Genomic DNA, 10,807 nt, shown 5'->3' with positions numbered 1-10,807 from the left:
TGCGCTTTTTAAAGGCTGGGGAACGATGGGGCGCTGCCCCAAACCTCGCAAACTTTTGAAAAAGTTTGAACAAAACTTTCAAGTTGTTAAAGCTTAACCTTTCCGTTGGAGGAGCACCGCTTGCGGTGCGGGGGAAACGGCTAAACGGCGCTGTGTGTCCGCGCGGTGCGTTACTCGCCGAAAATTTGTTTTTTCAGGCGTATGGCGGTCGGCGTACCGGCAAGCCCGCCCTCGGCGGTTTCCTTTAAGCTGCCGGGCATCATGTCGCCGATGCGCTTCATTGCCACAATAACCTCGTCGGCGGGAATCGCGCTTTCAATTCCCGCAAGGGCAAGCTCCGCGCCCACAAAAGCGTTTGCCACCCCCAGCGCGTTCCGCTTGATGCACGGGATTTCCACCAGCCCCGCGACCGGGTCGCAGACCAATCCCAGAATATTTTTCAGCGCGATCGCGCATGCGTGCGCCGCCATCTTCGGCGTGCCGCCCGCAAGCTCCGTCAATGCCGCCGCCGCCATCGCGGAAGCGCTTCCGCATTCCGCCTGGCACCCGCCCTGCGCGCCGGAAATACTTGCGTTGTTCGCAATGATCATCCCGAACGCGGAGGCGGTAAACAGCGACATCACCACGTCACGCTCGTCCAGCCCGCGGTCCTCCATTACGGTGAGCAGCGCGGCGGGAAGAATCCCGCAGGAACCGGCCGTTGGCGCGGCAACAATTTTGCCCATGCACGCGTTGCTTTCCGATACCGCGAGCGCGCGCACGAGCGCACAGCCGAAAACCCTGCCGCAGAGGGTTGTTCCGTTTTCCACCGCGCGCTTCATTTTATAGGCGCTTCCGCCGGAAAGCCCGCTGACGGAACGCATGTCCGGGTCGATGCCGTCCACAACGGACTGGCGCATTACCAAGTAGCTTTCCCGCATGGTTTTGTAAAGCGCGGACTCCGGTTTTTGCAGCTCGGCGGCCTGATCTTGCAGGACAATCTGCGATATGGTTTTCTTTTCCCGCTCCGCTGTCTCAATTAAATCCTGTACGGAATAATAAATGCTCATTTTTTCTTTCCTTCCGTTTTCAATACAACATAAAAAGGCTATTCCGGCCGCAGAATAATAGAGCGGATCACATTCGGCAGCTTTTCGATGCCCTCGTTGCTTTCCCCGCTGAAATCGCCGTCCAGCTCAATCGTCATCATCGCGGTTTCCCCGCGGCGGCTTCTGGTCAGCTTGAAATTGCCGATGTTCACGCTCTGCCCTGCGATATAGTTCGTAACATGCGCGATAACCCCCGGAACATCCCGGTGAAGAACCAAAAGCGTGTACTGCTGGCCGGTAACCTCCACCTTCATCCCGTTGATTTCGCTGATGAGGATATTTCCCCCGCCTACGGAAGCGCCCTGAACGGTTACGGTGCGTCCCTTTGCGTCCGTCAGCCGAATCACCGCCGTGTTGGGGTGGGCGCCCTCCAGCTCCGTTTTCTCGAAAACCACTTCCAGCCCGCGCTCTTTGGCAATTTCAAGGCTTTGCCGGATACGGATATCGCTCGGCGCCATTCCCATAATTCCCGCGACAAGCGCCTTGTCCGTTCCATGCCCCCGGTAGGTTTTCGCAAAGGAACCGTGCAAAAGAATCTGCGCGCGCACCGGTTCGTCCTCCAGAAGCGCCCCGGCAATCCGCCCGATGCGCACCGCGCCCGCTGTGTGCGAGCTGGAAGGGCCGATCATCACCGGTCCCACAATATCAAAAACGTTCATGAAAAGAGCCTCCGTCCGCATTTGCTTCTACCGTCATTATAACATAGTTTTCCGGAATCATGCATAGCGGTTTGGCTTTATTATCAGCAAAATCCGCCGCCGGATTCCCTGCTTTTCCCAGAATGTTTTCCTCTTTATTCTTCGATTTTCGACAAAAAGAAGAGGATATTCCGGATGGACAAATTCTTGACACATGCCAAAAGATTTGTTATAATGCAAAATAATGCAATTACTTTGAATATCAAACTAATTTGAAAGGAGTGTGCCGATTGTCGGAAGAATATTCCCAAATCAATCATTTCCTTGTCAACGTATTCAACGAAGTGCTCCGCACGGAAGAAGCCAGTTTAAAGACGAAGGAATTTCATAACCTGTCCATTCGGGAAATGCATGTGATTGAAGCGGTGTGCGAAGGGGCTCAGACCGCGAAAAATACGGCTTCGGAAATTGCTTCTTCGCAGAGGATTACCGCGGGCACACTGACCACGACGATCAATACGCTGGAAAAAAAGGGATACGTAAAAAGGCGGCAGGACCAGCGGGACAAGCGGGTTGTCCGGATTTATCCGACGGAGAAAGGGGAAACCGCAAATAAAGTTCACGCGTCCTTTCACCATGAAATGGTTTCCGCCATCATGTCCGCCATGGATGAGGAGGAGCTGGCGATGTTTGTAAAAGGGCTGGCCGCCGTACAGGAATTTTTAGAGACCAATAAGAAATGCTAACGGAGAGATAATATGGATGTGAAGATCATTACGGACAGCACAGCGGATATTCCGCAGAAGCGCCGCGCCGAACTCGGGGTTGAATCCGTTCCCCTTACCGTCCGTTTCGGCGATAAAGAATATAAAGACGGAATCGGCCTTACAGCCCGGGAGTTTTTTGAAATGCTGCAAAAAAGCGAACAGCTCCCGACCACCGCGCAGATCAATCCGCAGGAATTTGAAAAAGTGTTTGCCCCCTATGCCCAAAGCGGGCAGGAGGCCGTCGGGATTTTCCTTTCCGGCAAGCTGAGCGGAACGTACCAGTCGGCGGTTATCGGCAAAAACCTTCTCGGCGCCCGGAATATCCATCTGGTGGATTCCGAAACGGTTACCTTCGGGCTGGCGCTTCTGGTGTTTGAGGCGGTTCGGATGCGCGACGCGGGATATTCCGCAAAGCAGATCTGCGAAGCGCTGAAAAAGCTGAAACCCCGGCTGCGGTTCTACGCGGCCTTTGATACGCTGAAATATTTAAAAATGGGCGGACGGCTTTCGGCTTCCTCCGCCTTGGTTGGAAGCGTGCTCCACGTTAAGCCGATTGTTTCCATAAAGGACGGCGAGGTAATCTCCATCGACAAGAAAAGGGGAATGCGGGCGGCCGCCCGGCAGATCGGGGAAATCATGAAGCAGGAGAAACCGGACCCCGGGCATCCGATCGTTTTCGGCGATACCTGCGCGCCCCAGGTCCTCAGCCTTGTCCGGGAAGCGGCGGCGGGCGCGGCGGATCTTTCCGGCAGCGAAACAATTTCCATCGGTTCGGTTGTCGGCACCTACGCCGGCCCGGGATGCGCCGGTCTGGCGTATATTGCACAGGCATAAGCCTGCACGCACGTTTTAAATAAGGTANGCGCGGCGGATCTTTCCGGCAGCGAAACAATTTCCATCGGTTCGGTTGTCGGCACCTACGCCGGCCCGGGATGCGCCGGTCTGGCGTATATTGCACAGGCATAAGCCTGCACGCACGTTTTAAATAAGGTACTTTTTTCTCTAAGCTGCCGCGGAGGAACGTCAATGAAAACCACAAAGAAAGTGTGTCCCCCAAAAGCCTTTTGGGGATACCTCCGGGGTGCCGGGGGCGGGTATGGAACCCACCCCCCGGGCGTTAAAAGCCCCCAGCTCGTCCTTTGCCTACATTCGGACGATTCCGACAGTCGGGGCCCGCCCGGCCTGAGGGCAAGCTAATCATTTCCTGTAACCTAATATTACGGGCAAAGGTAATTGCTCCGCCTGTTTTATTACGCCAAAGGCCATAATACGATGTGTCCCCGGCCTGAGGGCAAGCTAAATCATTTCTGTAATTCAATATGAAGCACAAAGGAATAGGTTCGACTATCCACCAAGATGACGCTGTTTGCCCCCAGCCTGAGGGCAAACAAGATACTTACTTAAGTTTTCTATCCGAAGAGAAAAGGATAGGCTTGGTCTGCCCGGAAACATCGAACGTGCAGGTTTTACCTGCTTATTTTAGGGGGGAAGAATATGAGTTTCAATATTATCGGTACGGGAAGCGCTTGGCCGCGATGCTCCAAAAGCAACGAGGAGCTTTCCCAGATCATCGACACCTCGGATGAATGGATTTCCACCCGCACGGGGATCAAAAGCCGCCATGTTTCCACGGGGGAAACGATTACGGACTTCGCAACCGAGGCGGCTCGGCGCGCGCTGGAGGACGCCGGAATCGAACCCGGCGAGCTGGATTTGATTATCTGCGCGACCGCCCGCGGGGAATACATTACGCCGTCGCTTGCCTGTCTGGTGCAGAAACGCATCGGTGCGCACTGCCCGGCATTCGACTTAAACGCCGCCTGTACGGGTTTCCTTTACGCGCTGGACGTTTCGCTTTGCTATTTTGAAACGGATCGGGCGAAAAAAATCCTGATCGTCGCGGCGGAAGCCATGTCCAAGCTTTTGGACTGGACGGACCGCGCCACCTGCGTGCTGTTCGGGGACGGCGCGGGCGCGGCGGTGCTTTCGGAGGGCGACGGCCTGCTGTCGATTAAAATCCGTGCCAGCGGCAACGAGGAACCCCTTCACATTGAAAATACGGAGGGCAACTGCCCGTTTTCCGAGCGGGGCGCGGCGACCCAGTTTTTAAAGATGAACGGCAAGGATGTTTATAAATTCGCCGTATCTTCTATGTGTACCGATTTGCAGGAAGTCATCCGGGGGGCGGGGCTTACGCAGGACGATATCGATTTTGTGGTGCCCCATCAGGCAAACATGCGAATTATCGAAACGGCGAAAAAGGGGCTTTCCATTGCTCCGGAAAAATACCGCTATAATATCGACCGGTTCGGAAACACGTCGTCGGCAAGCGTCCCCATTCTGCTGGACGAACTGAATCAGGCCGGGGAACTGAAAAAAGGAAACCTTCTGGCTTTAGCCGCGTTCGGCGGCGGGCTTACGTCGGGGGCGTGCGTCCTCCGGTGGACAAAAGAAGACCGCTTATAAGGAAAGGCAGGGATTTGAGTGATAAAAACGCCACTTTGCGAATTGCTTGGAATCGAATACCCGATCTTACAGGGAGGAATGGCCTGGATTGCCGACGCGGAATTGGCGGCGGCTGTCTCCAACGGCGGCGGGCTGGGGCTGATCTCCGCGATGAACGCCAACGCCGACTGGCTGAAAGACCAGATTCACAAAGCGAAAGCGCTGACGGATAAACCGTTCGGCGTAAATATAATGCTGATGAGCCCCTACGCCGACGAAGTCGCCCGGCTGGTGATCGACGAGAAGGTTCCGGTCGTCACGACCGGCGCGGGCAACCCGTCGCCGTATATGGAAGCGTGGAACAGCGCGGGGGTCAAGGTGATTCCCGCCGTACCGTCCACCGCCATGGCAAAGCGGGTGGAGCGCAGCGGCGCGCTCGCTGTGATTGCGGAGGGCTGTGAGTCCGGCGGCCATATCGGCGAGCTCACCACCATGACGCTGGTGCCGCAGGTCTGCGACGCGGTGAATATCCCCGTCCTTGCGGCGGGCGGCATTGCGGACGGGCGCGGAATCGCCGCCGCTTTGATGCTCGGCGCGGTCGGCGTGCAGGTCGGCACACGCTTTTTAGTCGCGAAAGAATGCGGCGTACATCCGAATTATAAACATAAAATCCTGAATGCGAAGGATATCGATACCATCACAACCGGCAAAAGGATAGGGCACCCGGTGCGGGCGCTGAAAAACAGCTTTACCCGGGAGTTTTTTAAAAAGGAATACAACAGCGAGGTTTCCGACAAAGAACTGGAAGCGTTCGGCGCGGGCGCGCTCCGTCTCGCCGCGGTGGAAGGCGACGAGAAAAAGGGCTGCTTCATGGCGGGGCAGATCGCGGCGCTGGTGAAAAAAGAACAGCCCGCCGCGGAGATTATCCGCGAGATGTTCGGCGAAGCGGAAACCCTCCTGAAAGGGGCCGGAAAATGGGTAAAATAGCATTTGTATTTTCCGGTCAGGGCACGCAGTACAGCGGGATGGGAAAAGATTTGTACGAGAACAGTCCGGCGGCGAAGGAAGTGTTCGACACCGCCGATTCTATCCGCCCCGGCACCTCCGGGCAGTGCTTTACGGGCACGCTTGAGGAGCTTTCCCAGACGATCAACACCCAGCCCTGTGTTTTCTGCGTGGATTTGGCGGCGGCAAGGTGTTTGCAGGAACTGGGAATTCAGCCCGAAGCGGTCGCCGGGTTTTCGCTCGGCGAAGTCGCGGCGCTGACCTTTGCGGGCGCGTTTTCAGCGGAGGAAGGGTTCCGTTTCGTGTGCAAACGGGCCGAATTTATGCAGGACGCGGCGGAAAAAAGCCGGAGCGCTATGGCGGCGGTCTTGAAACTTTCCGTCGAACAGGTGCGTTCGCTCTGCGAAGGGTTTAAAAATGCTTATCCGGTAAATTATAATTGCAAGGGGCAGACGGTCGCCGCGCTGCCCAAAAGCGAATTGGATGAATTTTGCGAAGCGGTGCAGAAAACGGGCGGGCGCGCCGTGCCGCTGCAAGTGAGCGGCGGCTTCCATTCCCCGTTCATGGACGAAGCGTCGGAAAAACTGCTTTCGGAACTGCAAAATATAGACGTAAAGCAGCCGGAACTGCCGGTTTATTCGAACGTGGACGCGAAGCCCTACGGCGAAGACCGGAAAAAGACGATTGCCCGTCAGGTAAACAGCCCGGTTTACTGGCAGAAGTCCGTGGAAAATATGATTGCGGACGGGTTCGACACATTCGTTGAGGTCGGGCCGGGGAAAACGCTGACCGGACTGATCCGCAAGATTTCTCCACAGGTTCGGGTGTTTCATGTGGAAAACTTTTCGGACGCGCAGAACGCCGCGGAGGAAATAAGGAGGCAGCCATGCTGAAAGGAAAAACAGCCGTCGTTACGGGCGGCTCCAGAGGAATCGGAAAGGCGATCGCGCTGAAGCTCGCGCAGGAAGGCGCAGACGTGGCGATTGTGTACGCCGGAAACGAAGCGGCGGCGCAGGAAACCCGCGAAACGCTGGAATCGTACGGCGGGAAAGCGAAAGCCTACCGGTGCGACGTTTCCGACGACGCGCAGACCAAAGCGCTGGTGGACGCGGTTCTCGCGGACTTCGGCGGCATCGATATTCTGGTGAACAACGCCGGAATCGTACGGGACGGCCTGCTGCTTTCCATGAAGGAAGAAGATTTCGACGCCGTTCTGGATACGAACCTGAAAGGCGCGTTCCATATGATTAAGCATACGTACCGGAATTTTATGAAGAAACGCGGCGGAAGGATTATCAATATCGCTTCCGTTTCCGGTATCGTCGGGAATCCCGGGCAGGCGAACTATTCCGCCGCCAAGGCGGGGCTGATCGGCCTTACCAAAGCGACCGCGAAGGAGCTGGCGGGCCGGAACGTAACCTGCAACGCGATTGCGCCGGGCTTTATTGAAACGGACATGACCGCGGGATTGCCGGACAAAGCAAAGGAAGCCGCCGTCGGTGCCATTCCTTTGAAACGGATGGGCAGGCCGGAGGATATCGCGGAGCTGGCGGCTTTCCTTGCCGGGGACGGCGCGGGCTATCTTACCGGCGAGGTGATTAAAATCGACGGCGGCCTGTGCATGTAAGCCGCACGGAGAATGGAGGGCATATGGCATATTTTGATCAAGAACCCCTTGTCATCGGCGATCTGGTTGTCCCCACGCCCGTTGTGCAGGGCGGCATGGGAATTGGGGTCTCCCTTTCCAATTTGGCCGCCGCCGTCGCAAACGAGGGCGGCCTCGGCGTGCTTTCCGCCGCCGCCGTCGGCATGGTAAATAAAAAGAATACGCCGGGCGGCAATATCGAGGGTCTTCGGGAAGAAATCCGCCGCGCGCGGGCAAAAACCGACGGCGCGCTAGGCGTGAACATCATGGTTGCGCTCAGTGATTTCGGCGATATGGTGAAAACCTCCGTCGAGGAAGGCATCGACATCATTTTTGCCGGGGCGGGGCTTCCGCTGAACCTTCCCTCCTTTGTGAAGAAGGGCTGTAAAACGAAGCTTGCGCCGATTGTTTCCTCCGCGCGCGCAATCAAAACGATTGCGCGCTGGTGGCGTGAAAAATACGATTATATTCCCGACGCCGTCGTAGTGGAAGGCCCTCTGGCGGGCGGGCATCTGGGATTTCATAAAGAGCAGATCGACGACCCCGCGTACCGGCTGGAAAATCTGGTGCCGCAGGTCATCGACGCGGTTCGCCCCTTGGAGGAACAGGCCGGGCGGAAAATCCCCGTCATTGCGGCGGGCGGCATTTTCACCGGAGCGGATATCCGCCGGTTTTTTAATCTGGGCGCTTCCGCGGTGCAGATGGCGACCCGGTTCGTCGCGACCGACGAGTGCGACGCGGATATCGCCTTTAAAGAGGCGTATGTAAACTGTAAAAAAGAGGATATCGGGATTATCGAAAGCCCCGTGGGCATGCCCGGGCGCGCGATTGTGAACGGCTTCCTCAGCGAGGCGAAGCAGGGAAACCGGAGACCGAAGGCTTGCCCGTTCCACTGCATATCGACCTGTACGCGCGAAACCAGCCCCTACTGCATTTCCATGGCGCTGATCAACGCCTGCAAGGGCAGGATGGACAACGGCTTCGCGTTTATCGGAGCGAACGGATATAAGGTGAAGGAAATCGTGCCGGTGAAGAAATTGTTTGAAACGCTGGAGCAGGAATACCGGCTGAGCGGCGGGAACGCCGGGGAGGAAGAAACATGAGAAGAGTGGTTATTACGGGCGTGGGCGTAGTGTCCCCGGTCGGAAATACGGTGGAAGAATTCTGGAACAGTCTGGTGAACGGCAGGTGCGGCATCGATTTTATCACGAAGTTCGACACCGCTGATTTCAAGGTGAAAATCGCGGCGGAAGTAAAAGGCTTCGACCCGCACGATTACATGGAAAAAGGCGAGATCCGGAAGACGGATTTGTTTGCGCAGTTTGCCGTGGCGGCGGCTTCCCAGGCGATGGCGGACAGCGGAATCGCCGGAACCGTCGACCCCGACCGAATCGGCGTATACGTCGGCTCCGGTATCGGCGGCATGGATACGTTTATAAAAGAATGCGATAAATATTTAAAGGGCGGCCCCCGCAAGGTGTCCCCCCTGTTTGTACCGATGATGATTGCGAATATGGCTTCGGGTAATATCGCCATTAAATTCAACGCGCAGGGGCCGTGTCTTCCGGTCGTGACCGCCTGCGCAACCTCCACCCACGCGCTGGGCGAGGCGTTCCGCACGGTCGAGGGCGGCCACGCGGACGCGGTGATCGCGGGCGGCGCGGAAGCGGCGATCAATCCGCTTGCCATTGCCGGTTTTACAAACTGCATGGCGCTTTCCGCCACGAATATCCCCGAAGAATCATCCCTTCCGTTCGATAAGCGCCGCGGCGGCTTTGTTATGGGCGAAGGCGCAGGCATCCTGATTCTGGAGGAATACGAGCACGCCAAAGCGCGCGGCGCGAAGATTTACGCGGAAATCTGCGGCTACGGCAACACCTGCGACGCGCATCACATTACCGCGCCGCATCCGGAAGCCGTCGGCGGGGCGAAGGCGATTGCCCTCGCGCTCGAGGAAGCCGGATATCAACCGGACGATGAAATTTACATCAACGCGCACGGTACCGGCACGCCGCTCAACGATAAATCCGAAACCATCGCCGTTAAAAAGGCGCTGGGCGAAAAAGCCTATCAGGTCAGCATCAGCTCCACCAAGTCCATGACCGGGCACATGCTCGGCGCGGCGGGCGCGGTCGAGGCGATTGCAAGCGCGCTGGCGCTGAGGGACGGGATCATCCCGCCGACCATCGGCTTACAGGAAAAAGACCCGGACTGCGATCTGGATTATACTCCGAACACCGCCCGGAAAAAGGAAACCAACCTTGCCCTTTCCGTTTCCCTCGGCTTCGGCGGGCACAACGCCTGCATTGCCCTGCGGAAATATACGGGCGAATGAAAGGACGGATGACGGATGGAACTGGAAAAGCTGAAAGAAATTGCTTCGGTCATGCGGGAAAACGGCCTGACGCTTCTGGAACTGACGGAGGGCGAAACCATCCTTCGCATGGAACGGAAAGCCGCCGAAGCCGCAGAACCGGTTCGGGAAACGCCCCAGACCATTCCCGCGGCGGTACAGACCCACACGCAGGAAATTGCTCCTATGCCCCCGATTCCCGGAACAGAGGTGAAATCCCCCATGGTGGGCGTGTTTTACTCCGCCCCCTCGCCGGATTCCGAGCCGTATGTGCAGGTGGGAAGTAAAGTGCAAAAGGGCGACACGCTCTGCATTATCGAAGCGATGAAGCTGCTCAATGAAATCAATGCCGACCGCGACGGGGAAATCACGGAAATCTGCGCCGCCGCCGGACAGGTTGTGGAATACGGACAGACTTTGTTCCGCATGAAATAGGGGGAAGAAAATGGACAGAGACGAAATTAAGAAAATCCTCCCGCACCGGGAACCGATGCTGCTGATCGACCATGTGGAAAAAACGGACGACGACAGAGCCTTGGGCAGGTACACGGTGAAGGGCGACGAATGGTTTTTACAGGGGCATTTCCCCGGCAACCCCGTCGTTCCGGGCGTGGTGCTCTGCGAAATGATGGCGCAGGCCTGCTGTATCCTGATCGGGGAAAGCACCGAGGGGAAAACGCCGTATTTTACGGGTTTGAATAAAGTAAAATTCAAGCGCAAGGTTCTTCCGGGCGATACGCTGGAAATCGAGTGCGTTTTAACCAACCAAAGGGGTCCTTTTTATTTTGCGAGCGCAAAAGGGCTTGTGGAGGGAAAAATCGCGGTAAGCGGCGAGCTGTCGTTTGCGCTGATTGCGAACTGACGGA

12 protein-coding genes are annotated in these 10,807 nt (G+C 56.8%); 10 read left to right on the top strand and 2 right to left on the bottom strand.

The features are described from left to right. Window positions 1-170 precede the first annotated feature (170 nt). Window positions 171-1,049 carry an L-serine ammonia-lyase, iron-sulfur-dependent, subunit alpha gene (sdaAA, locus tag OUY18_RS13535; protein ID WP_268059309.1) on the bottom strand — a complete coding sequence of 293 codons (879 nt, stop codon included), beginning with the start codon at window positions 1,047-1,049 and terminating at the stop codon, window positions 171-173. Between the two features lie 38 nt (window positions 1,050-1,087). Beyond that, window positions 1,088-1,747 carry an L-serine ammonia-lyase, iron-sulfur-dependent subunit beta gene (gene sdaAB, locus OUY18_RS13530; protein WP_268059308.1) on the bottom strand — a complete coding sequence of 220 codons (660 nt, stop codon included), beginning with the start codon at window positions 1,745-1,747 and terminating at the stop codon, window positions 1,088-1,090. 269 nt (window positions 1,748-2,016) lie between these two features. Between sdaAB and OUY18_RS13525 the strand changes: the two genes are divergently transcribed. The 10 genes from OUY18_RS13525 to fabZ all read left to right on the top strand — a co-directional run bounded on the left by OUY18_RS13525 (window position 2,017) and on the right by fabZ (window position 10,803). Beyond that, window positions 2,017-2,472: a MarR family winged helix-turn-helix transcriptional regulator gene (locus tag OUY18_RS13525; protein WP_268059307.1), complete on the top strand. Its 456-nt coding sequence runs from the start codon at window positions 2,017-2,019 to the stop codon at window positions 2,470-2,472. A 12-nt stretch (window positions 2,473-2,484) separates the two neighbouring features. Next, on the top strand, window positions 2,485-3,327 hold the full coding sequence (locus OUY18_RS13520) for a DegV family protein (RefSeq protein WP_268059306.1): 843 nt from the start codon (window positions 2,485-2,487) through the stop codon (window positions 3,325-3,327). Window positions 3,328-3,987: 660 nt separating this feature from the next. Further along, window positions 3,988-4,959 carry a beta-ketoacyl-ACP synthase III gene (locus OUY18_RS13515; protein ID WP_268059305.1) on the top strand — a complete coding sequence of 324 codons (972 nt, stop codon included), beginning with the start codon at window positions 3,988-3,990 and terminating at the stop codon, window positions 4,957-4,959. Window positions 4,960-4,977: 18 nt separating this feature from the next. Continuing rightward, window positions 4,978-5,925, top strand: a complete 948-nt coding sequence (gene fabK / locus OUY18_RS13510) for an enoyl-[acyl-carrier-protein] reductase FabK (RefSeq protein WP_268059304.1) — start codon at window positions 4,978-4,980, stop codon at window positions 5,923-5,925. Then, a complete protein-coding gene (fabD, locus tag OUY18_RS13505) occupies window positions 5,913-6,836 on the top strand; it encodes an ACP S-malonyltransferase (protein ID WP_268059303.1) in 924 nt (307 codons plus the stop codon). Before fabK ends, fabD begins: the two co-directional genes overlap by 13 nt. Then, window positions 6,830-7,570, top strand: a complete 741-nt coding sequence (gene fabG / locus OUY18_RS13500) for a 3-oxoacyl-[acyl-carrier-protein] reductase (RefSeq protein ID WP_268059302.1) — start codon at window positions 6,830-6,832, stop codon at window positions 7,568-7,570. Before fabD ends, fabG begins: the two co-directional genes overlap by 7 nt. Before the next feature lie 23 nt (window positions 7,571-7,593). Further along, window positions 7,594-8,691, top strand: a complete 1,098-nt coding sequence (locus OUY18_RS13495) for an NAD(P)H-dependent flavin oxidoreductase (RefSeq protein WP_268059301.1) — start codon at window positions 7,594-7,596, stop codon at window positions 8,689-8,691. After that, a complete protein-coding gene (fabF, locus tag OUY18_RS13490) occupies window positions 8,688-9,923 on the top strand; it encodes a beta-ketoacyl-ACP synthase II (protein ID WP_268059300.1) in 1,236 nt (411 codons plus the stop codon). Before OUY18_RS13495 ends, fabF begins: the two co-directional genes overlap by 4 nt. A gap of 15 nt (window positions 9,924-9,938) precedes the next feature. After that, on the top strand, window positions 9,939-10,376 hold the full coding sequence (accB, locus tag OUY18_RS13485; protein ID WP_268059299.1) for an acetyl-CoA carboxylase biotin carboxyl carrier protein: 438 nt from the start codon (window positions 9,939-9,941) through the stop codon (window positions 10,374-10,376). A gap of 10 nt (window positions 10,377-10,386) precedes the next feature. After that, window positions 10,387-10,803, top strand: a complete 417-nt coding sequence (gene fabZ, locus OUY18_RS13480) for a 3-hydroxyacyl-ACP dehydratase FabZ (protein WP_268059298.1) — start codon at window positions 10,387-10,389, stop codon at window positions 10,801-10,803. The last annotated feature ends 4 nt before the right edge of the window (window positions 10,804-10,807 follow it).

It is taken from the genome of Caproiciproducens galactitolivorans, assembly GCF_026672255.1.
Classification (GTDB): domain Bacteria; phylum Bacillota; class Clostridia; order Oscillospirales; family Acutalibacteraceae; genus Caproiciproducens; species Caproiciproducens galactitolivorans_A.
Note: the sequence above shows the minus strand (reverse complement) of the source record. Positions and strands in the feature narration are given on the sequence as shown.

Excerpts from the sequence above, each read along its gene's own strand:
- sdaAA (WP_268059309.1), bottom strand. The coding sequence starts at position 1,049 with ATGAGCATTTATTATTCCGTACAGGATTTAATTGAGACAGCGGAGCGG.
- sdaAB (WP_268059308.1), bottom strand. The coding sequence starts at position 1,747 with ATGAACGTTTTTGATATTGTGGGACCGGTGATGATCGGCCCTTCCAGC.
- accB (WP_268059299.1), top strand. The coding sequence starts at position 9,939 with ATGGAACTGGAAAAGCTGAAAGAAATTGCTTCGGTCATGCGGGAAAAC.
- fabG (WP_268059302.1), top strand. The coding sequence starts at position 6,830 with ATGCTGAAAGGAAAAACAGCCGTCGTTACGGGCGGCTCCAGAGGAATC.
- OUY18_RS13515 (WP_268059305.1), top strand. The coding sequence starts at position 3,988 with ATGAGTTTCAATATTATCGGTACGGGAAGCGCTTGGCCGCGATGCTCC.
- fabF (WP_268059300.1), top strand. The coding sequence starts at position 8,688 with ATGAGAAGAGTGGTTATTACGGGCGTGGGCGTAGTGTCCCCGGTCGGA.
- OUY18_RS13520 (WP_268059306.1), top strand. The coding sequence starts at position 2,485 with ATGGATGTGAAGATCATTACGGACAGCACAGCGGATATTCCGCAGAAG.
- fabZ (WP_268059298.1), top strand. The coding sequence starts at position 10,387 with ATGGACAGAGACGAAATTAAGAAAATCCTCCCGCACCGGGAACCGATG.
- fabD (WP_268059303.1), top strand. The coding sequence starts at position 5,913 with ATGGGTAAAATAGCATTTGTATTTTCCGGTCAGGGCACGCAGTACAGC.
- OUY18_RS13495 (WP_268059301.1), top strand. The coding sequence starts at position 7,594 with ATGGCATATTTTGATCAAGAACCCCTTGTCATCGGCGATCTGGTTGTC.